The sequence below is a fragment of the Hymenobacter qilianensis genome (assembly GCF_014489555.1).
GTDB classification, from domain to species: Bacteria; Bacteroidota; Bacteroidia; order Cytophagales; family Hymenobacteraceae; genus Hymenobacter; species Hymenobacter qilianensis.
Genome location: NZ_CP060784.1, coordinates 2,917,144 through 2,937,392, shown reverse-complemented (window position 1 = coordinate 2,937,392; position 20,249 = coordinate 2,917,144). Strand labels below are relative to the sequence as shown.

General features: G+C 53.9%; 21 protein-coding genes and 4 pseudogenes. 16 read left to right on the top strand and 9 right to left on the bottom strand.

The genetic code is table 11. The features are described 5' to 3' along the window. Positions 1 to 85 precede the first annotated feature (85 nt). The 3 genes and pseudogenes from H9L05_RS13560 to H9L05_RS13550 all read left to right on the top strand — a co-directional run bounded on the left by H9L05_RS13560 (position 86) and on the right by H9L05_RS13550 (position 2,448). A complete protein-coding gene (locus H9L05_RS13560; protein ID WP_187731421.1) occupies positions 86 to 1,138 on the top strand; it encodes a vWA domain-containing protein in 1,053 nt (350 codons plus the stop codon). Positions 1,139 to 1,305: 167 nt separating this feature from the next. Continuing rightward, positions 1,306 to 1,986, top strand: a complete 681-nt coding sequence (locus H9L05_RS13555) for a YggS family pyridoxal phosphate-dependent enzyme (protein WP_187731420.1) — start codon at positions 1,306 to 1,308, stop codon at positions 1,984 to 1,986. A gap of 85 nt (positions 1,987 to 2,071) precedes the next feature. Next, a pseudogene (locus tag H9L05_RS13550) lies at positions 2,072 to 2,448 on the top strand (DUF423 domain-containing protein). A gap of 86 nt (positions 2,449 to 2,534) precedes the next feature. Here H9L05_RS13550 and H9L05_RS13545 read toward each other — a convergent pair. The 3 genes and pseudogenes from H9L05_RS13545 to H9L05_RS13535 form a co-directional block, all read right to left on the bottom strand. After that, positions 2,535 to 3,071, bottom strand: a complete 537-nt coding sequence (locus tag H9L05_RS13545) for a DUF1573 domain-containing protein (protein ID WP_187731419.1) — start codon at positions 3,069 to 3,071, stop codon at positions 2,535 to 2,537. Positions 3,072 to 3,178: 107 nt separating this feature from the next. Beyond that, positions 3,179 to 4,590: pseudogene (locus H9L05_RS13540) on the bottom strand (ATP-dependent DNA helicase). Positions 4,591 to 4,733: 143 nt separating this feature from the next. Then, a complete protein-coding gene (locus H9L05_RS13535; protein ID WP_187731418.1) occupies positions 4,734 to 5,168 on the bottom strand; it encodes a PaaI family thioesterase in 435 nt (144 codons plus the stop codon). 46 nt (positions 5,169 to 5,214) lie between these two features. On the opposite strand from H9L05_RS13535, the gene H9L05_RS13530 reads away from it, so the two are divergent. From H9L05_RS13530 to coaD, 3 genes are all read left to right on the top strand, one after another. Beyond that, the gene (locus H9L05_RS13530) at positions 5,215 to 5,712 is read left to right on the top strand and encodes an NUDIX domain-containing protein (protein ID WP_187731417.1); all 498 of its coding nucleotides are present in this window, start codon (positions 5,215 to 5,217) and stop codon (positions 5,710 to 5,712) included. A 159-nt stretch (positions 5,713 to 5,871) separates the two neighbouring features. Beyond that, positions 5,872 to 6,759 (top strand): DUF3822 family protein, encoded by an 888-nt coding sequence (locus tag H9L05_RS13525; protein WP_187731416.1) that lies wholly within the window; start codon positions 5,872 to 5,874, stop codon positions 6,757 to 6,759. 51 nt (positions 6,760 to 6,810) lie between these two features. Then, the gene (coaD, locus tag H9L05_RS13520) at positions 6,811 to 7,293 is read left to right on the top strand and encodes a pantetheine-phosphate adenylyltransferase (RefSeq protein WP_187731415.1); all 483 of its coding nucleotides are present in this window, start codon (positions 6,811 to 6,813) and stop codon (positions 7,291 to 7,293) included. Here coaD and H9L05_RS13515 read toward each other — a convergent pair. Further along, positions 7,280 to 7,768 (bottom strand): hypothetical protein, encoded by a 489-nt coding sequence (locus H9L05_RS13515; protein ID WP_187731414.1) that lies wholly within the window; start codon positions 7,766 to 7,768, stop codon positions 7,280 to 7,282. The genes coaD and H9L05_RS13515 overlap by 14 nt on opposite strands. Before the next feature lie 22 nt (positions 7,769 to 7,790). Continuing rightward, positions 7,791 to 8,492 (bottom strand): NUDIX hydrolase, encoded by a 702-nt coding sequence (locus H9L05_RS13510; protein ID WP_187731413.1) that lies wholly within the window; start codon positions 8,490 to 8,492, stop codon positions 7,791 to 7,793. 230 nt (positions 8,493 to 8,722) lie between these two features. On the opposite strand from H9L05_RS13510, the gene H9L05_RS13505 reads away from it, so the two are divergent. Beyond that, positions 8,723 to 9,217 carry a metallophosphoesterase family protein gene (locus H9L05_RS13505; protein WP_187731412.1) on the top strand — a complete coding sequence of 165 codons (495 nt, stop codon included), beginning with the start codon at positions 8,723 to 8,725 and terminating at the stop codon, positions 9,215 to 9,217. 102 nt (positions 9,218 to 9,319) lie between these two features. Here the strand turns inward: H9L05_RS13505 and H9L05_RS13500 are convergent, their stop codons facing one another. After that, positions 9,320 to 9,688, bottom strand: coding sequence for a hypothetical protein (locus tag H9L05_RS13500; protein WP_187734362.1), 369 nt, complete (start codon positions 9,686 to 9,688; stop codon positions 9,320 to 9,322). Positions 9,689 to 9,793: 105 nt separating this feature from the next. Here H9L05_RS13500 and H9L05_RS13495 point away from each other — a divergent pair. Further along, a pseudogene (locus H9L05_RS13495) lies at positions 9,794 to 10,842 on the top strand (threonine aldolase family protein). Here H9L05_RS13495 and nhaA read toward each other — a convergent pair. Further along, positions 10,839 to 12,023 (bottom strand): Na+/H+ antiporter NhaA, encoded by a 1,185-nt coding sequence (gene nhaA, locus H9L05_RS13490; protein WP_187731411.1) that lies wholly within the window; start codon positions 12,021 to 12,023, stop codon positions 10,839 to 10,841. The pseudogene H9L05_RS13495 and the gene nhaA sit on opposite strands and share 4 nt — an antisense overlap. A gap of 143 nt (positions 12,024 to 12,166) precedes the next feature. Here nhaA and H9L05_RS13485 point away from each other — a divergent pair, with 143 nt between their 5' ends. From H9L05_RS13485 to H9L05_RS13470, 4 genes are all read left to right on the top strand, one after another. After that, positions 12,167 to 13,270 carry a cation:proton antiporter gene (locus H9L05_RS13485; RefSeq protein ID WP_223284427.1) on the top strand — a complete coding sequence of 368 codons (1,104 nt, stop codon included), beginning with the start codon at positions 12,167 to 12,169 and terminating at the stop codon, positions 13,268 to 13,270. A 290-nt stretch (positions 13,271 to 13,560) separates the two neighbouring features. After that, complete coding sequence (locus tag H9L05_RS13480; protein ID WP_187731410.1) at positions 13,561 to 13,893, top strand: metallophosphoesterase; 333 nt, start codon at positions 13,561 to 13,563, stop codon at positions 13,891 to 13,893. Continuing rightward, positions 13,872 to 14,219: a hypothetical protein gene (locus H9L05_RS13475; protein WP_187731409.1), complete on the top strand. Its 348-nt coding sequence runs from the start codon at positions 13,872 to 13,874 to the stop codon at positions 14,217 to 14,219. The genes H9L05_RS13480 and H9L05_RS13475 overlap by 22 nt, the downstream gene beginning before the upstream one ends. A gap of 16 nt (positions 14,220 to 14,235) precedes the next feature. After that, positions 14,236 to 14,871 carry a DNA-3-methyladenine glycosylase family protein gene (locus tag H9L05_RS13470; protein WP_187731408.1) on the top strand — a complete coding sequence of 212 codons (636 nt, stop codon included), beginning with the start codon at positions 14,236 to 14,238 and terminating at the stop codon, positions 14,869 to 14,871. 25 nt (positions 14,872 to 14,896) lie between these two features. On the opposite strand, the pseudogene H9L05_RS13465 reads toward H9L05_RS13470, so the two are convergent. Further along, positions 14,897 to 15,810: pseudogene (locus H9L05_RS13465) on the bottom strand (DUF58 domain-containing protein). A gap of 306 nt (positions 15,811 to 16,116) precedes the next feature. Between H9L05_RS13465 and H9L05_RS13460 the strand changes: the two are divergent. The 4 genes from H9L05_RS13460 to H9L05_RS13445 all read left to right on the top strand — a co-directional run bounded on the left by H9L05_RS13460 (position 16,117) and on the right by H9L05_RS13445 (position 18,721). Then, complete coding sequence (locus H9L05_RS13460; protein ID WP_133272170.1) at positions 16,117 to 16,458, top strand: DUF3276 family protein; 342 nt, start codon at positions 16,117 to 16,119, stop codon at positions 16,456 to 16,458. Between the two features lie 213 nt (positions 16,459 to 16,671). Further along, entirely contained in the window at positions 16,672 to 17,769 is a 1,098-nt protein-coding gene (gene ychF / locus H9L05_RS13455; protein WP_187731407.1) for a redox-regulated ATPase YchF, read from the top strand. Positions 17,770 to 17,793: 24 nt separating this feature from the next. After that, positions 17,794 to 18,003 carry a zinc ribbon domain-containing protein YjdM gene (locus H9L05_RS13450; protein ID WP_187731406.1) on the top strand — a complete coding sequence of 70 codons (210 nt, stop codon included), beginning with the start codon at positions 17,794 to 17,796 and terminating at the stop codon, positions 18,001 to 18,003. Positions 18,004 to 18,208: 205 nt separating this feature from the next. Next, the gene (locus tag H9L05_RS13445) at positions 18,209 to 18,721 is read left to right on the top strand and encodes a hypothetical protein (RefSeq protein WP_187731405.1); all 513 of its coding nucleotides are present in this window, start codon (positions 18,209 to 18,211) and stop codon (positions 18,719 to 18,721) included. Between the two features lie 214 nt (positions 18,722 to 18,935). Here H9L05_RS13445 and H9L05_RS13440 read toward each other — a convergent pair whose 3' ends face one another. Further along, complete coding sequence (locus H9L05_RS13440; RefSeq protein WP_223284426.1) at positions 18,936 to 20,204, bottom strand: M48 family metalloprotease; 1,269 nt, start codon at positions 20,202 to 20,204, stop codon at positions 18,936 to 18,938. Positions 20,205 to 20,249 lie beyond the last annotated feature (45 nt).

Sequence of the window (20,249 nt, the reverse complement as noted above, 5' to 3'; positions counted from 1 at the left end):
TAACGGGGGGGGTTGCGGCAGCGACAGAAAAGCATGTGATGCATAGCGGGCATATTTGCGCAGTATTTAAGGACTAAAACCAACCATGATTGAACAGCTTTGGCAACGCTTTTTGGCTCCCGTAATCGATGGGCTGCGCTATGCCACGCTGAGCAGCTACACCTGGCAGGAGCCGCGCCTGTTGTTGCTGATTCCGGCCTTGCCCCTGCTGTTTGGCTTGCGCTGGCTGCTGGTGCATCGGCGGCGCCCGCACCTTGATGTGGCTTTCGTGGCGGGCCAGGCCCGGCGCGACTGGAGCGCTTTGCTGCGCTTTTTGCCCGATATCGTGCTGCTGTTCAGCCTGGCCTTCGGCATCGTGGCGTTGGCGCGGCCCCAGCGCACAGACGAGCGCGTAGTGCAAACCGGCGAGGGCATTGATATCCTGCTGGTTATGGATGTATCGGGGTCAATGGAACTTCAGGATTTGCTGCCCAACCGGCTGGAGGCGGCCAAGCGCGTAGGCCGGGAGTTTGTTGCCGGGCGCATCGGCGACCGGCTGGGCCTGGTGGTTTTTGCCGGTGATGCCTACTCGCTGGCGCCCCTCACCACCGATTACGATTTGCTGCGCGAAAGCCTCGACGGTCTGCGGCTGGGCATGATTGCCAACGATGGCACTGCCATCGGTACGGCCCTGGGCGTAGCCACCAACCGCCTGCGCGACTCCCGCAGCCGCACGAAAGTCATCATTCTGATTTCGGATGGCGAAAACACGGCCGGCAGCCTCGACCCACTCACCGCCGCCCAGTTGGCCCACGCTTTCGGCCTTAAAATCTACACCGTGGGGCTGGGGCAAGATGGCACGGTGCCCTACGGAACGGATGAAACTGGCCGGGTGCGCTACGTTGAAACCCGCCTCGACGAGACCACGATGCGCCAGATTGCCGAGGCCGGCGAAGGCCAGTTTTTCCGCGCCACCGACAATGCCGGCCTGCGCCGGGTGTTTCGCCAGATTGATACGTTCGAAAAATCAGAAATTAAACAGACCCGTTTTCGCAACACCAAAGACTATTACCGCTTGTATCTGTTCTGCTGTATAGGTTTGTGGCTTGTTTGGCTGGGGTTGAAAAATACGTTTTTGACCAATGCCTTGGAGGACTAAATCAAAACTTGCACTGTCCAAAACGTATGTCATGCAGAGCAACGCGAAGCATCTCGCATGCTGACGAGAGATTAGTAATCCAACGGTGTGAGCGAGATGCTCCACTTCGTTCTGCATGACGGGCTGATGTTAAGCAGCATTAATTGATCATTACTAATCGAAATTAAATGTCTATTGCTGAGAATTTCCATGCTTTTCAAAACGAGTTGCAGGGCACTAACTGCCGCCTGGTAGCCGTCACCAAAACGCATCCGGTAGAGCGTTTGCGCGAAGCGTATGATGCTGGCGCGCGGCTTTTTGGCGAGAATAAAGTACAGGAAATGGCCGCCAAGCAGCCCGATTTGCCCCCCGACGTGGAGTGGCATCTTATCGGCCATCTGCAAACGAACAAAGTGAAGTATATCGCCCCATTTGTACATACCATTCAAAGTATCGACAGCCTAAAGCTGCTACTCGAAATTGAAAAGCAAGCCGCTAAAAATAACCGCGTTATCTACGGGTTGCTCCAGTTTCATATAGCCGCAGAAGAAACAAAGTCGGGCCTGAGCCTGCCTGAAGCGGAAGAAATCCTGCAATCAGAGGCATTCCGCACCTTGCAGCACGTGCAGCTGACGGGCGTGATGGGCGTGGCCACCTTCACCGACGATGAGGACCAGCTCCGCCGCGAGTTTCGGGAGCTGCGAGGCTATTTTGAGTTGCTGAAGCAGCGGTATTTTGCCCCCCAGCCCGAGTTCAAGGAGATTTCGATGGGTATGAGCGCCGATTATAAGCTGGCCATTGAAGAGGGAAGCACGCTTATTCGGGTGGGCAGCGCTATTTTTGGTGCCCGGCCAGTTCCACAAGACTAACAACAAAATTCAAGCTCAGTAGCCACTTTCTTTCCTGGTTTAAAAACCGCTTCTCCATCACACGATACATCTCATCCGATCTACTATGACGGCTCGCTTAATTCTACAAATCGCGGCTTTACTTGGCGCTTTAGGCGTGGGCATTGGCGCCTTCGGGGCACACGGCTTGCGCAAAATGCTGGAAGAAACCGGCCGCTTCGATACGTTTGAAACCGCTGTGCGCTATCAGTTTTTCCATACGCTGGCGCTGCTGGCCGTGGGTATTCTGCTGGCCATGCGCCCCGACATTCGCGGGCTGAGCTTAACCGCCTGGCTGTTTCTGGGGGCATTTTACTGTTTAGCGGCTCGCTCTACACGCTTTGTTTTACTGGCATTACTAAAATGGGAGCCGTAGCGCCCATTGGCGGCCTGCTGCTGATTGCCGGCTGGTTAGGACTGCTATGGGCGGTCCGCCAACTATAAGGGCAGGAATTCACTTTGCTATCAGCCCACAAAAAAGCCCCCAGAAGCTTATTTAGCATCTGGGGGCTTTTTTGTGGGCTTTCTAATTACGAAGACTTACGCTTCGCTTTGATTTTGCTGTCGCCAATCTTGGTTTTCTGCTTGGCGTCGCCTTCCCCGGTCGAAACGTCGGTTTTGGCCGGTATAGCTTCGGTAGTGGCCGTGGCGGCGTCTTTTATTTCGCCTACCAGCGCTACCATCGTGTTTCCACCGGCTGAGTTCGACTCAATGGTGAGGACTTTATTCTGCATTCCCAGCTTACCGGCGCTGTTGAACTTGGCCGTTACGGTACCCGATTTGCCGGGCATAATGGGCTCCTTGGTCCAGTCGGGCACGGTGCAGCCGCAGGTAGTACCGATATTAGCAATGACCAGCGGCGCAGTGCCTATGTTCTTGAATTTGAACACGTGCTCTACGATATCGCCCTGCTTCACGCTGCCGAAGTCGTACTTCATTTCCTCAAACTGAATCTGCGGGCCAGCTACTTTTTGCTGGGCGTTGGCCGGCTTCACGGCCGCCGTTTGGGCTTGGGCGGCAAAGCCAGCCAGCGAAAGCGACAAGGCCAGAACAAGTGCTTTTTTCATGAGTTGAATGCTTAAAGTGTTGAGAGGTAGAAATGGTTGAGTTATCGATTTCAGATAAGAAAGGCTTAACACAAATTGCTTGCCCCAAGTCAGATATACGTTTTAACTTATTCAGCCAGCAGCTTACTATTGAAATTAAGCAAAAATAACCGATCGGCGGCACGCGTGATGGCGGTGTACAGCCAGCGGGCAAATTCGGCGTTCACCATGTCTTCTTTCAAAAATCCGTGGTCGACGAATACGGCCTGCCACTGCCCGCCCTGCGCCTTGTGGCAGGTAAGAGCATAAGCAAATTTCACCTGTAAAGCGTTCAAATACGGGTCTTTGCGTAAAGCGGCGCTTTTCTCGCGCTTCGTGCCCAAGTGCGCATAATCGGCCAAAACGGTTTGGTACAAGGCGTTGCTGCGGTCGGCGGGCAGGGCGGGCGCGTCGGTGTGCAGGGTATCCAGGAGCAGCTTTACCTCTATTTCTTCCTCGTCGGGGTAATCGACGAAGCGGATGCGGGCATCGGCGAAACGGAAGCCAAATTCCTCCTGCCGCCGCACGATTTTGCTGACCTGCACGAAGTCGCCATTGGCCAGAAAGCCCATTTCGGAGTCTTTGGGCAGCCAGAAGTAGTTGTTGCGCACCACCATGAGGTAGTCGCCGGCCTCTATCTCCTCCTCCGCCCCAAACAGCGCGTGCCGGATGTGCTGGTTATACATATTCGCGTTCTTGTTGGAACGGCAAATGATGGTCGTATTCTCGTGGCCGAAGTTTTTGTAGGCCCAGCGCAGCCCGTCTTCCAGCTTTTCGCCCCCACCGGAAAAATATCGGAGTAGCCGCGGGTATGAAACTGGATGTGGGGCTTTTCTTCCCGCAATTCTTCCCGCAGGATAGTCGCATTCACCAGAATCCCCGATTCCTCGGCCTGACGCATCACCTGGCGCAGCTCCACCGAATCTACCTTCGCTCGGAAGCGCCCGGCCAGCAGCTCAGGGTCGAGGGCAGGGCTAAGCAATTGGCCTACAGGCGGCAACTGGGCCGTGTCGCCGATAAGCAGCAGGCGGTTGGTGGGCTTTTCGAACACGTAGCCCAGCAAGTCATCGAGCAAGCCATTCTCGCCAAACGCTTTCTCGTCGGAAATCATGGAGGCCTCGTCCACGATATAGAGCGTATCGGCGGTGCGGTTGGGCTGGCGCTGGAAGCTCAGGCTTTCGGAGGGCGTACCGGAGGTTTGGCGATAAATTTTCTTGTGAATAGTGCTGGCCGCTACGCCCGAGTAAGCGCTCATCACCTTGGCTGCCCGGCCCGTAGGCGCCATCAGCGTGTACTTTCGACCCAGCTGATGCAGCCATTGCACCAGAGCACTGACCACGGTGGTTTTGCCCGTACCCGCGTAGCCGCGCAGCACAAAAACCTTGCGGCCGGGCAGGTCGTCTTTCAGAAATTCATCGAGCTGCCGAAATAGCTGGGCCTGATCCTGAGTGGGTTCGTAAGGAAAATAATCGCGGACAGAAGGCGTGCGGACAGTGAGCATAATTTAAATATGTTAAAACCAGAACGTCATGCAGAGCAACGCGAAGCATCTCGCTCGCGCCGTTAGGTTACCATTGCAATCAAACACGCGAGATGCTTCGCGCTGCTCAGCATGACGTTCCGTTCATCTAAAGTAGATATACCCTACTGAGGTTCAATCACGGCCATTGTCGCGGTGGCTTTGGCAATCAGCACGTCATCGCACCACACCTCAGCTTCGCAGAAATGCAGGCGGCGGCCGGCTTTCAGCACCCAGCCTTTAGCTACTATTTTTTTTCCAACTCCCGGATTCAGGTAAGACACTTTCAGATCGGCCGTCACCATGCCGTAGTTATCCGGGATGAGCGTGACGCCGGCAAAACCAGCTACCAGGTCGGCCATGGTGGCAATAACGCCGCCGTGCACGAAGCCGCGCTGCTGCTGGTGCTTAAGTTCGAGGGGTAGCTCGGCTTCGACGCGGCCGGGCTCAATGAGCGTGAGGTTGGCACCAATGTGGTGCATAAACTGCTGGCGGGTGAGCTTTTGCCGGATTCGGTCGACTAAATCGGGCGCTGGGGCGGAGTTTTGCGTAGGAGGCATCAATAGTCAAAGATACCCGGTTTTGGCCGGCCCCACCAATCCATTTATGCCCCCCGAATCCCACCCCGATTTGCTCAACGCCTATACTGGCCAAGTGCGCGTGCGCGTTTGCGGCCTGCTCGTGCACCAAGGTGCCATCTTACTTACTGGTCACCGCGGAATGCTGCCCACTGCTGCTCTCTTTTGGTCGCCGCCGGGCGGGGGCTGGCATTTTGGCGAGTCGGTGAAGGAATGCTTGGTCCGGGAGTTTAAGGAAGAAACCGGGTTAGATATTAAAGTAGGCCGCTTTCTACATCTCCACGAGTTTCAGCGCGATAATCTGCAGGCGTTGGAGCTGTTTTTTGAGGTAAAACCCGTAGATGCCGCTGCCCTTCCCAAGCTCGGCTCCGACCCAGAACATGCCGCAGATGCACAGCTACTTACGCAGCTGGCCTTCCACACGCCCCGGCAGCTGGTTGGAATGCCTCTTCCACAGGTTCACCCCATTCTCCATCAAATCATCAGCCCTGATGACATCTACATTCCGAATATCCAGTTTAAGTAAATAGAACAATGGTTAGACACCTGGCGGTTAGATAGTTAGTTGCGTCTACAGCTCGTTGAACAATCAGCCATTTAACCGCCAGCCATTTAGCTATCTAGCCATTCAGCCATTCTCTCATTACCTTTAGCGGCCTACCTGGCGCTTATTGCCCTTTCTGCCGTGTCCGCTTCCTCTTCTACTTTTTCCTCCTCGTCGCCTACTTCCCTGCTCGATCTGCGCGACGAAACCTTCGATGCTGCCCAGCTAGGCACTTACAATCTTTACCTGACAGCAGGACCTGCGGGTTTGCGCGTAGGTGTAGCCGATGTGCGTCGCAATAAGTTTGTGGTGTTGGAAGAATACTCCGCACCCTCCGCTACCTCGCTGGCCGGACAATATCGCACCCTGGCTGCCCAACACGATCTGGTAGGTCAGGCGGGCTGGAACCACGTTCGGCTGGCGGTGCAGAACCGTCATTTTACGCAGTTGCCCCAGCCTCTTTTCCGGGCCGGCGACGAGAGCCGTTATCTGCAATTGCACCACGCCTTCGATCCGGGCCATGAAACCGTGCATCACTACACGCACCCGGGTTTGGAGATGGTGAGTGTGTTTGCAGTCGAAAGAGCGCTTGCTGATTGGTTTCGCAGCGTATATCCCACTGGACGCCTCATCCACCAAACCAGCGCTCTGCTCGAAGGAGTAGTACATCAGAGCCAGCAGGCCACGCCCCGCCGCCTGTATCTGAGCATTGGCCATCAGGAGGTTACGATTGTGGCCGTGCGGGGCAAGCGTCCGGAGTTTTGCAACACGTTTGCCTTCACCACGGCCGAAGACCTCATTTACTACACCATCCTGGTGATGCAGGAACTTCAGCTCAATCCTGATCAGGACCCAGTGGTGCTGTGGGGCGATTTAATGCACCACTCCGAGCTGTTTACTATTCTGCGCAAGTACATTCGCCACCTCAAGTTTGGCAATCGCCCCCTGGATCTGTCGTACAGCTATCGGCTGAATGAGGTGTTTGAGTACCGCTATTTCGAGTTATATAGCCTGCATCTTTGTGAGTAAAGCAGATTGTCTGCTTGCTTATCCTGTGCGTGCTCAAATTCTTTGTACTGTATGAAAACCCGCGTTGCCTTATTTCCCGGCTCATTTGACCCGTTTACCAATGGGCACCTTGATGTAGTGCGCCGGGGGGCAAATTTGTTCGACGAGGTGATTATTGCCATCGGCAACAACAGCAGCAAAAGCCGCTACCTGCCCGTAGAGCAAATGGTGACGATGATTGAGGAAGTTTTTCGGGATGAGCCGCGCGTGTCTGTACGATCCTACAAAGGATTAACGGCTGACTTTGCCCGCGAGGTAGGCGCGCGCTACCTGTTGCGCGGACTGCGCAACACCACGGATTTTGAGTACGAGAATACCATCGCGCAGGCCAACCGCCACCTGAATCCGGAACTGGAGACCGTCTTTCTGATTACGGCGCCTGCCTTAGCCGCCATCAGCAGCACCATCATCCGGGAGGTTCACCGCTTTGGCGGCAATGTAGACAGCTTTGTGCCCTTCAAATTACCGGCTTACGCAGCTGCTAGCGGCGCTTAATTACCCGTACGCCCAATAGTTCTGTGGCTGCCTCAGGGGCAAATACTGGCAGCACGATGTATGAGGGTGCCGTAAGAGTCAGATTACCGCGCTGCATGAGTTCTTCCTCATTGCTGCCGGTAAGCACGATATCGCGCACTTTACGGGTGCGGGCGTTGAAAGTAACAATGAGCGTAACGCCGCCTGTCTCAAACGTGTTTATCCAGCCCTCATCTATTATCCGAAACGACCTGCCTTTCCGTGGTTTAGGCTGGGCAGCAGGCGGCTCCACCTGCGTTTCGCGCGGTGCGCCAAGGTGTTGGCGAACTTCCTCGATTGAATAGCCAATTAAGGAAGGCAGGTCTACGGCCACTGGTACAGTGACGGGAGGCTCTACCGCAGTGGGGGGCTTTTTTTCACTCGGTGACTGCGAGCGGGTGCATGCCCCCGCGCTCAGGACCAAGACTACAAAAACAAACGAGTAAAATAAACGCATAGGCTCCCACGTAGCGAAGATGCTACTTCGCGGGAGCTTCTTCGGCAGAGGTCGTGCCAACCTTTTCGCTCAAGTAGTGCCGCACGACTAAAGTGATTGATGCATATGACTCCGAAAGTACTGCCAGCGCCTCCTGAGGCGTCATCCAGCGTACTTCCTCAATATATTCCTCGGCCTGAGGCTTGATGAGCGAATCGTCGAGGCATTTCATCACGTACCAATTCGTCTTCTTCAGAATCTTATTGCCATTGTAGGCATAGGAGTGCCAGGTGCTGGGCAGCTCATCACCTAGCTCAACCTTCACGTTGCACTCCTCCTCTACTTCGCGCAGGGCGCCCAAAGCCGGATCTTCATCCTTTTTGAGTTTGCCTTTGGGCAAATCCCACTTGCCAAGCCGGTAGATCATCAGCACCATACCATCCTTCACTACCAAGCCCCCGGCCGCTTTCACGATGCGGAACTGGTCTTTAAGATGCAGAATGAGGCGCTTCTTTTTGCGGGCTAGCAAGGTCAGCGAGGTCAGCTTTTTCAGCTTTTTCACTTCCATCAGCCGCAATAACCGATCGACGAACACGTCGGTTACGTCGCGTATCAGCACGTCGCCTACCAGATCCTTGGAGATAAACTCATCTTCCGCGTTCAGAATCAGGTCGTAGCGGTGCTTGTATACTTTCTCGCTGTTCTTCTTGATGATCAGCGGAATGTCGTTGATGAACACATTCATCGGGGCAATATGAAGAGAGGGCGGAAAGAGAAAAATCAGGCAAAGCTTGCCGTAAAACACCGGATAAATATCCGCAAACGAAAATTACTTAACGGATGGGCAAGATACGAGGTAGTATGTTTAAGAGTTGGTGAATGCCGTTGTTTCAACTAGTATAGTTGATTTCTAAGCCGTATTCAATGTTTTATGCGTTTTATACTCTCCTGCCTCCTATCCTATTCCTGCTTTGAATGAAGAAAATTGGCTTACTATCAGATACCCACAGCTACCTCGATGAGCGCATTTGCCACCATCTTACCGGCCGCGACGAAATATGGCACGCCGGCGACTTCGGAACTGCTGCTGTAGCGGAGGAACTGGCCGAAATTGCCCCCCTACGCGGCGTCTACGGCAACATTGATGGCCAGGATGTACGCCGCACCCAACCGCTGGTCCAGTCGTTTGAGATTGAGGGCCTGCACGTGCTCATGACGCATATTGGTGGGTATCCGGGCCACTACAGCCCGGCGGCCAGACCATTGCTTGCCCAAGAGCGTCCGGGCTTATTTATCAGCGGTCATTCTCATATTCTCAAAGTAATGCCCGACCCGAACCTGGGATTATTACACCTAAATCCGGGCGCTGCTGGCCGGCATGGCTTTCACAAAGTGCGCACGCTGTTGCTATTTGAGGTGCTGGGGGGCAAAATTCAAAAGCTACAGGTGGTAGAGCTAGGGCTGAAATAACTATTTCCTCTAACTAAATCTGCAACAAAAAAGCGTCTTTCCCTTGCAAGAAAGACGCTTTTTGTAATTTATAGAGCCAACCGACACCGGTGGCAGGCCAATTTAGAGGGCAATTTCAGGCTTAGGCTTGTCGCCTTCCTGGCCGTCTTCGTTTACTGGCTTGGTTACGGCTTCAGCCTCGTCGAAACCTTCAGTACCAGTCTGGTTGGCTTCTACCGACTGGGTAGGAGCTGACTGAGATGCTGCATCGGCAGCGTTAGCATCAGCCTGCTTTTGTGAGCGGGCAGCAGCTTTTTCAGCCTTCGTTGCAGATTGGGCAGGCGCAGCGCCGCCATTGAAGCTGGCTTTCAGCTCTTCGATGTCCACGTTCTTAAGAACGGGCGTGAGGAGTAGCTGCTTAATGATACGCTGCTTGTTATTTTGGCGCGCAATGTTCTTGCGGTGCTTGCGCTTCAGTCGGGTGACGCTCATATCCGGGTCGGTTAAAGTCGATTTGTAAAGGAGGGGCAAAAGTAAGTCTTATTTTTGAATCCTGAAACCATCGTTTGTATATCTGTATTCTCACGCCCAAGCCCTATGTCTGAACCTATTATCGATTTGCGCTCTGATACCGTCACCCGTCCAACACCAGCCATGCTGGAAGCCATGTTCCGCGCTCCGGTCGGCGACGATGTGTACGAAGAAGACCCCACCGTACGGGAGCTAGAAGCAACCGCCGCCGCTCAGTTTGGATTGGAGGCCGGCCTGTTCTGCCCTTCCGGCACCATGACTAACCAGATTGCTATCAAAGCGCAGACTGAGCCTTTGGCTGAGGTTATCTGCGAGCAGACTGCTCACGTCTATCTCTGGGAAGTGGGGGCATTGCTTTTCACTCGGGTGCCTCAACGGCCCTACTCCCCGGCGACCGTGGCCGCATCTCAGCGGCGCAGGTGGAAGCAGCTATTCGCCCTGTTCATAACGTGCACTATCCTGACACCCGCCTTGTGTGCCTCGAAAATACCAGCAACCGTGGCGGTGGCAGCTGCTATTCGCTGGAAAGCATTCAGCAAATAGCAGAAGTGACGCGTCGCCACAGCCTGAGCCTACACCTTGATGGTGCCCGCGTTTATAACGCTTTGGTTGCCACTGGCCAGTCGGCGCAGGAATATGGCGAGTACTTTGATTCTATCTCGGTATGCTTGTCGAAAGGCTTGGGCGCACCGGTTGGCTCTGTGTTGCTAGGCAGCAAGGCGCTGATTCAAAAATCGAAGCGCATTCGGAAGGTGATGGGCGGCGGTATGCGGCAGGCGGGTTATATAGCAGCAGCTGGTTTGTATGCGCTGCAAAATAACGTAGCGCGCCTGGCCGACGACCACCGTCGGGCGCAGCAACTAAGCACCGTGCTCCAAAACCAGCCCTATGTAGCTGAGGTACTGCCCGTTGAAACTAACCTAGTAATCTTCCGCTTAGCCAACGAAATGCCCCCCAAAGCTTTCCTAGAGCACTTGGAAGAACAAGGTATTCGGGCGTCATCATTTGGCCCTCAGATGATTCGCTTCGTCACCCACCTCGATATTGATGACGCTATGCTGACCCGCGTAGAAGCGGCGCTGGCGTCGGTGCCAGTAGCTGCGGTAAGCGCTTAGACTTCCTTAACCAACTCGGGTTTTTCGGACGTTGCGGCAACCATATTTGGGCGTGGACGCAGCAGGAAAATACCCACCAGGGCAGAAAGGACGGAGCCTAAAATGACGGCTAATTTGGCTAAGTCAATGCGGCTGGCATCGGAGAAGGAAAGGTTGGCAATAAATATTGCCATCGTGAAGCCGATGCCAGCCGTGAAGCCCAGCCCCAGCAAGCGCCGCCAGTTCACGTTGGCCGGTAACGAAGCCATTCCGGCTTTAATCATCAGCCAGCAGGCGCCAAAAATCCCGATGGGCTTGCCCAGTAGCAGCCCCAATACAATACCTAAGCTCAGCGGTGTGCTTAACTCCCGCAGCGTATCAACAGAGAGGATGATGGCCGTATTAGCCAAGGCAAATAAGGGCAGAATGATATAGCTGACAGGCTTTTGCAGGGCATGCTCTACTCGCTCGATAGCGTCGGTGGGGATAGTGAGCGCCAGTAATACTCCCGCTATGGTAGCGTGTACCCCCGATTTTAGCACGCAGTACCACAAACCCAGACCAAGTAAAAAGTACAGCGGCAGCCACCCTATTCTCAGCCGGTTGAGTGTGATCAAAACTGCCAACAAGCCCGCACTACCGAGCAAATAGGTTATGTTCAGATCGGCAGTGTAGAAGATGGCGATAATCACGACCGCCATTAAATCATCGATAATAGCCAGCGCCGTCAGGAAAATACGCAGGCTGAATGGCACTCTATCTCCGAGCAACGACAGAATACCTAGCGAAAAAGCAATGTCGGTAGCGGTGGGCACAGCCCATCCGTGCGTCAGGTCGGTGCCCGCTGTAAATAGCAAGTAAATCAGGGCCGGCGCCGTGACTCCACCCACAGCCGCCACTACTGGCAATAGTGCCGCCCGCAGGTTAGTTAGCTCACCGTAGAGTACTTCGCGCTTGATCTCCAGCCCTACCAAAAAGAAAAAGATGACCATTAACCCATCATTTATCCAATGGGACACGGTTTTCTCAAGCGGAGCAACACCTACATGCATTTCCCACAGGCGCAGATAGCTTTCACCCCAGGCCGAATTACTGATTGCCAGCGAAAATATCGTAGCTAGCAGCAGAAGCAGGCCCGAGAGCTTTCCACTATCTGATAACTCGCGGATGGGACTGATAATTATTCGAAACGATATAGACATTAGGGGCAGTGGTAAGGCGCAGGCAAAAGAATAGTACGGATGGGGGGCAAATTTACGGCTCTTACCAACGATAACTAAAAAATAGGCGACCTTAGGCACGTTCGGGCCGGGTGCCCGCCATCTATTTTCGTTTATCGCTGCGCATGAAGCTCTATAATGTATTCGCCGTTTTAATGGTGGTGGCCGCCTCTTTTGCCTACCTCAATCACCGGTTTTTGCGGCTGCCATCAACCATCGGCCTGATGATATTGGCCCTGGTTTCGTCGTTGCTGGTTGTTGTGCTGGGGCGCCTGGGAGTGAGCAGCGTGCTTACCATAGTGGAGTTGGTTCGCAGCGTCGATTTCAACACCATACTCATGCAGGTGATGCTCAGCTTTCTGCTTTTTGCGGGTGCCATTCACGTGGACGCACAGAGTTTGGGCGAGGAGCGGGTACCGATATTTGCCCTAGCTACTGTGGGCATGCTCATCTCCGCCCTACTGGTAGGCGGCACTATGTACCTGCTGCTGCCGCTGTTCGGGCTGACCATCAATTTTATTTACTGCCTACTATTTGGCGCCCTCATTGCCCCCACCGACCCCATCGCAGTGCTCGGTATCCTGAAGCAGGCCCGTATTCCCAAGAGTCTGGAAGTTAAGGTCGTGGGCGAGTCCTTATTCAACGACGGTGTTGCCGTGGTTGTTTTTGTAAGCTTATTTCAGATTGCTCAGGTGGGTTGGGAAGAGCTAGGGCCGAGCGGCGTAGCCCTTTTGTTTCTGCAGGAGGCTGTGGGGGGCATTTTGCTGGGCGCACTACTCGGCTATGGCGGCTACCACCTGCTCCGATCCATCGACAACTACAAAGTCGAGGTGCTGATTACCCTGGCGCTGGTAACAGGCGGCACGGCCTTAGCAGCGGCACTGCACACTTCCGGGCCGCTGGCTATTGTGGTGGCGGGTCTTATTATTGGGCAGCAAGGCCGCTCGCTGGGCATGTCGGATATGACCCGCGAGTACGTGGATAAATTCTGGGAAATCATTGATGAGATTCTCAACGCCGTGCTTTTTGTGCTCATTGGCCTTGAGATATTGGTTGTGGATATCGGCACCACTGATTTGCTAGTGGGCGCGGTAGCTATTGTGGTGGTATTGCTGGCCCGTTTCGTGGCCGTATCTCTGCCCCTAAGCGTTCTGCGCCTCCGCCGCAGCTTCACCCAGCATTCCGTCAAGATACTGACCTGGGGCGGGTTGCGGGGGGCATTTCTGTAGCCTTGGCGCTTTCATTGCCTCCTAGCCCGCCCGCGACCTTATTGTGGGTATCACTTATGTGGTGGTTATTTTTTCTATCATCGTGCAGGGCCTCACCATCGGGCCATTGGTAAAACGCCTGGGCTTAAGTATCTCGGAAGTGCCGGCAAAAGAAGAAGACAACAACTAGGGTTTGTGCTACTTTTGCTCAACCATTCCGCAAAGCTCCCCTGTGGTTCGTCAGCGCGTATGTGGGCGGCCACCACGGAGGTCTGTTTTTGTCCTCCGGCTTTTAGCTTGATTGCTTTCGTATGAACCTGTTTATAGTTGGTGATGTGCATGGCTGTTATTTCACCTTTCTGGAGCTGTTGCAGCACTGGAACCCAGCCCGGGAAATGCTCATTCAGGTGGGCGACCTCGTAGATCGGGGTAACTTCTCGCCCGAAACGGTAGCCGCCGCCATTTCTCTCAACCTGAAGCACCCTAAGCAGACTGTATTTTTGAAAGGCAACCACGAAGCTGGTATGCTGAAGTATTATGGCCCCAAGGCCCGTATCCGAACTGGCTGGAGTGGGGCGGGCGCGAAACCATGGAGCAGTATAATGTACAGCCTCATTTGCAGTTGCCCCACCTTATCTGGCTAGCTCAGCGGCCCTTGTACTGGGAAAACGAAGCCGTGTTTGTGAGTCACGCGGGCCTGGCCAATACGCCCAACCCGCTGGATGAGGATGACCAAGATGGCGTGCTGTGGCGTCGGGGGCCCTTGCGTAATATTGGCCGCTTGCAGATAGTTGGCCACACGCCTACTCAGGATTGTCGGCCGGCTTTCGATGCGGCGCATCAGGCCCTATACCTCGATACGGGCGCCTATATGGGTAACTGCCTGACCGGCGTAAAGCTGACTGCTGACGGCGAGGTTCTCGAATATATTGCCGTAGACACGCACCGCACTGATATCAGTTTTCGTTAAGCCAGCTTTTGCTCCTATGCTTACTGACTTTTCCCAAGAAGAAGCCTTAGCGCACCTGCGCCGCGACCCTGCCCTGGCCGCCGTTATTGATAGCTGCCGCCCCGTTCAGCCCCGCCCCCACGAGGATATCTATCTGGCCCTGCTCAAAGCCATCGTCAGTCAGCAAATTTCGACCAAGGCTGCTGCCGCCGTTTGGAAAAAGGTAGAAGCCTTGTTTATGCCCGATGGTTACCCCGAGCCCAGTATGCTGGTGCTGATGAGCGATGATGAGTTGCGCGCTGCTGGCCTGTCGCGACAAAAAGCAGGCTACCTCCGTGCCATCGCCGAATTCTCTCTGCAAGACAAGCTCGAATACACCTTCATTGCAGGCTTGAATGAGGAAGAACTCACGAATCATCTTACGGTCATTCGAGGGGTAGGACGCTGGACGGCGCAGATGATTCAGATGTTCGCTCTGGACCAGCCTGACGTGTTTCCTGAGGGTGACCTGGGCGTGCAAAACGCCATGCGCCGCATGTATCAGCTGGAAGAAACCGGCCGGCCGCTGCTGCGCCGCATCACGCAAATAGCGGAAGACTGGCGCCCTTACCGAACGCTGGCCTGTAAGTACCTATGGCAGTCGTTGCCAACTACCCCAAAACCAGAAGAGTAGCCGTATTCTGCCTGGTGGGGGCTTTTTACCGCACTTTTCCCCGCTTCACCAGATACGCATAGAGCGCCTTATCAAACGGCTCCCGGATATCTACCGGCACGAAATCAATCTTATACTGCCCACAGCGCAAAGCTAGTTCCTGCTCGTAGCGCTGCATGGCGGCGCGGTATTGGTCGCGTACTTGGTTGGGCTGAAGCTTGATTTGCTCCCCGGTTTCTATGTCCTCAAACAGATACGGGCGGTCGGCAAAAGCAAACTCCGACTCTGTGGCGCGGTCCATGATGTGAAACAGTAACACCTCGTGATGCTGGTGACGCAGATGTTGCAAAGCCGCCAACATGGTAGTTTGCTCCTCAGGAGCCCGACCCAGCATATCACTAAAGAGCACCACCAACGAGCGCTTGGGAATTTGCTGGGCAATCTGATGGATAACATGCGCTACATCGGTAACGCGGCGCGTGGGGGCCTTTCCAGCAGTTGTTGCAGTGTGAGCAGCAATGTATGGCGGTGGGTGCTGGTGGAACGAACCGGCGTTTGCAGCTCTACTTGGTCGGCAAAAGTTACCAGACCTACAGCGTCGCGCTGCTTTTGGAGCAAGGTGATAAGGGCAGCGGCGCAGAGGATGGAGAAGCGCAGTTTGTCGTTGCCCGGCGCCGGATAGTACATACTCGGGCTCACGTCGAGCAGTAGGTGGCAGCGCAGGTTGGTTTCCTCCTCGTAGCGTTTTACAAACAGCTTATCGGTGCGGGCAAACACTTTCCAGTCGAGGTGGCGGGTACTTTCGCCGGGGTTGTAGAGGCGGTGCTCCGAAAACTCCACCGAAAACCCGTGATACGGCGACTGGTGTAAGCCTGTAATAAAGCCCTCGACCAGCTGACGGGCCAGAAACTCCAGGTTCTCAAACGAACTAACGGCAGCTAAATCAAGCGGTTGGGCCATATAAAACAGGGATATGATACGCTGAGAAACAGCCTAAAGAAACAGGCAGGCATGCAGAGCAATAGCGAAGCATGACATTCCTTTATAGGTGGTTAATTCTCGCACAAATTATAAGTACAAGAGTAAAGATACGTAGCAAATTGCCCCTGATGATAGTAACTGCCGCTAATACGCGCAGCCGAGCTACTCCTATTCTGGGGGCTTTTCTATTCAAAAACCTGAGATTAAAATTTTTATATCCCATTCGAGAAGAGTACTTTGGTCGGCCATTCAACTATTTAACAAGAAAACTTTACCGTAGGAACCGTGGAAGACCGTCACGATCAGGAAGAAATTTATTCGCAGCGCATTAAAGCCGGTAAACGCACGTACTTCTTCGACGTGAAAGCCACGCGCGGCCAAGACTATTACCTCACCATCACCGAGAGTAAGCGTAAGCTCCGCGACGACGACACCTTCTCCTACGAGAAGCACAAGATTTTCCTCTACAAGGAAGACTTTGCCAAGTTCGTAGATGCCCTGCAGGACGCCGTGGATTATGTACGTGAAGAGTTGTTGACAGAGGAAGAAGTGGCCGAGCTAGACCGCCCCCGCCCCGCCTACAACGACGAGCCCTACAACGGCAACACCACCGACACGACTTACTAAGCAAGCCTAGCGAAACAAGCTTTTACTCCGATTTATCGCGCGGCGCGCTTTGGCTTCGGCCAAAGCGCGCCGTTTTGTTGTTAGCAAGCGGCGTCATAGGCATATCGTTGGCCCACCGTGCTTTCCCGGTGAACAACCCGTACCTTTGCCCCTCGAATTTGCCCCCCAGGGCTAGTTCATCCCTTACTATTCATCCCTCAAAACTTCAAAAGAATGGGTCTCCGCTGCGGAATCGTCGGTTTGCCGAACGTGGGTAAGTCCACGCTATTCAACGCCCTCTCGAATGCCAAGGCCGAATCGGCCAACTATCCTTTTTGCACCATCGAGCCCAATGTGGGCATCATCACCGTGCCCGATGAGCGCCTCCAGATACTCGAAGCGCTGGTAAACCCCGAGCGCGTGCTGCCTACGGTTATTGAGTTCGTAGATATTGCCGGCCTCGTAAAAGGTGCCAGCAAAGGCGAAGGTTTGGGTAATAAATTCCTGGCCAACATCCGCGAGGTTGACGCTATCATTCACGTGGTACGCTGCTTCGATGACCCCAACATCGTTCACGTAGCCGGCTCCGTTGACCCTGTATTTGACAAGGAAGTTATCGACACCGAGTTGCAGCTCAAAGACTTAGAAGGCATTGATAAGAAGCTGATTAAGTCAGAGCGCTCGGCGAAGGCCGGCGATGCGAAGGCCAAGAAGGAAGTAGCGGCTCTGCAACGCTTCAAAGCCCACTTGGAAGCTGGTCAGAATGCCCGTTCACTCCAAGTTGATGCCGATGAGCTGGAAGCCGTAGAAGACCTGCAATTGCTTACTATTAAGCCCGTTATCTACGTGGCCAACGTAGACGAAGCCACCATCCGCTCCACCAATAACCACCTGGAAGCGCTACGCGAGTACGTGAAAAGCGAAAATGCCGAAGTAGTGCCAATTTCGGCCGCTATTGAGTCGCAGATTGCTGAGATGGAAGACCCTGAGGAAAAGGAGATGTTCCTGGGTGAGTACGGTCTGAAGGAGTCGGGCCTGAGCCGCCTGATTCGTGCCAGCTATGAGCTGCTCAACCTGATTACCTACTTCACGGCCGGCGTAAAAGAAGTGCGCGCGTGGACCATTCACCGCGGCGATAAAGCCCCCCAGGCCGCCGGCGTCATCCACTCCGACTTCGAAAAAGGCTTTATCCGCGCTGAGGTAATCAAGCTGCCTGATTATCAGAACTATAAAACGGAAGCCAAGATCAAGGAAGCCGGCAAAATGGCCGTGGAAGGCAAAGAGTACGTGGTGCAGGATGGCGACATCATGCACTTCCGCTTCAACGTCTAACTCCGTCGCTTTTCAGCTAGCCACATGGAAGTAAAAGACAGCAACGGCACGCTGCTCAACGAAGGCGACTCCGTTACGCTCATCAAAGACTTGAAGGTAAAAGGCTCGTCGCTCACGCTGAAGCGCGGCACGATGGTGAAGAATATCCGTCTCACCAACAGCGATAAGGAAATCGAAGGCCGCGCCGGTGGCAGCACCATGGTGCTAAAAACTGAATTTGTGAAGAAGGCTTAATCCCCCGGCACGTCATGCAGAGCGGAGCGAAGCATCTCGCTCGCGGTAGTGAGATTAGTAATTATACATCAGCACGCGAGATGCTTCGCTGCGCTCTGCATGACGGACGAAAAAACTGCAGTTTCTTTAGCGGCAATCAGTAACTTAAACGCCCCGGCCAGTATTTGGTCGGGGCGTTTAAGTTGTTATTCAAACAAAGCCCAATATGAAGCTCCTTATTTTTCTTTTGTCCCTGATTATCTGGGTTTCGAGTTGCAGCCAGCGTAAGAAATATATTCATGAGAACGGCATATTGGTATTAGACAGTGCTCGAAATCATGGCAGCTTTGATTATTTTATTCCGTGCAATATTAATGACACTATCAATCTATGGAAAAATCTTAATAATATCAAATTCCCTATAGCAAGACGTGTCAATCCTAGCATTTATGAATTTGACATTCTTGATGTATCCTGGATTTCAACTATTGATTCTTTTTATATCTTTAATAAGACCACTAATGCGCCGCTTCGATATATAACAGCGGTTCAACTGACGCTTGAAGAGAGTAAATATTTTAAAGAAGAAAATGATATAGTAAAACGTGTGGATACTGTACGTTTAGCAGGAATACTAAATATTGACAAGTTTCACAATAAATATTATCGAATAGTAAGAGTAAAGAAATTCATTTTGCCAAATTACAGCGAAGATGAAACAAGAGAGAATATGCACTAATGTGATATTCTCTCTTGTTTCATTAATCTCAGTCTGGACTATTTCCCAACCACCTTATATAAGCTCCCCGCGCTTAGCGGATCTGTGAGCTTCATACCATTCAGCACAGCTAGCTCTTCGCGGCGGGCGGCGGGAATACCGTTAGCGGCCAGCGCCTGGGCCAGCGTAGTAGCTTTGGCGGCCGTTTTAATGCGGATTTTCTCCGACTGGCGGTTTAGCTTGCTGGCGTCCGTAAGGCGGGCGAAACCTTGGGCGCTGCGCTGAAACTGGGGGCATATGTGTTGAAATCGTTGGGCGACGTAAGGCCTACCAGGGCGTAGATGGTCTGGCCATCCTGGATGAGGTAGGAAAGCGTGCGGGCGCTTACCCCCTGCTGACCATTTTGGGCCTGCTGTACCTGGTCGGCCTGGATGGCAATGGCGGGGAAGCTGTTGATGGTAGTGCGTTGCGCCTGAGCCGACTGCAAGCTCAGCTGCTTCACTAATGCTTCAGCGGCAGCGTCCAGAGAGTTGCCGGGAGCAGGTAAAAGCACCAGGATGGCTTTGCCATTAGGCTCGGCCATCTGAAACTGGGAAGGCGAATTCTGCGACTTCCAGCCCGACGGAATAGGAAAGCGGAACTTCAGATCGGGGTGGTAAAAGGTGCCGGCTTCTACATAGCCCTGGCGCGGGTCCTCGCCGTAGGGCAAGCCTTCAATCAGGCGCAGATACTGCTCGCGGTTAACGGCCAGCTGACGACCAGCTTGCTGCTCGGCCTGCTGGGCCAGCTTCTTTACGTTCTGGTAGCGGTCGGCGGAGTTGGGGTGCGACGAGAGAAAGGTAGGAATAGGAGACGCGCCGTTACTTTGCTCGGTGCGCTGCAAAGTCAGGAAGAAGTCGGCCATAGAGGCCGGGTCGTAGCCGATTTTGCTGGAATATTTCACGCCCAACTGGTCCGATTCGTTTTCGTCGTCGCGGCCGTATTTGAGCAGGCCCAGCCCAACTACCTGCGAGGCTGGCTGCGCAATAGAGGCAATGCGTTTGGAAAAGATAGAGCCCAGCAAAATGGCCCCCGTGGCTACAGTGGAGCGCGTTTGCTGCTTCTGGCCGTGGCGGGCCGTAATGTGGCCGATTTCGTGGCCCAATACGCCGGCAAACTGCGCCTCATTATTAAAATGAGCCATGATGCCCCGCGTGAAATACACATGGCCATCGGGTGTGGCGAAAGCATTAATAACCGGCGAATCGACGACGGTAAAGCCTTTGACATCGGCGGGCCGGTCGGAGATTCGGCCCATCTCCATGCCTTTGCTATCGATGTAGCTCTGTAGCTTGGCATTATCAAGCAGACCAAACTGCGCCACAATCTGTGGATCGGGCTGCGCGCCTTGCACGGGGGCAGCGGCTTTAGTAGGGTCTGAGTTCAGGCTGACAGCACTGGACAGGGGCAGAAGTGCTGTCAGCAAAGCTGCGGCACTCAAACGACGAAATTGGGTGGATTGCATAGGAATGAGGTGTGAGTGAGGTGGCCGCCGGGCGAAGGTAAGACT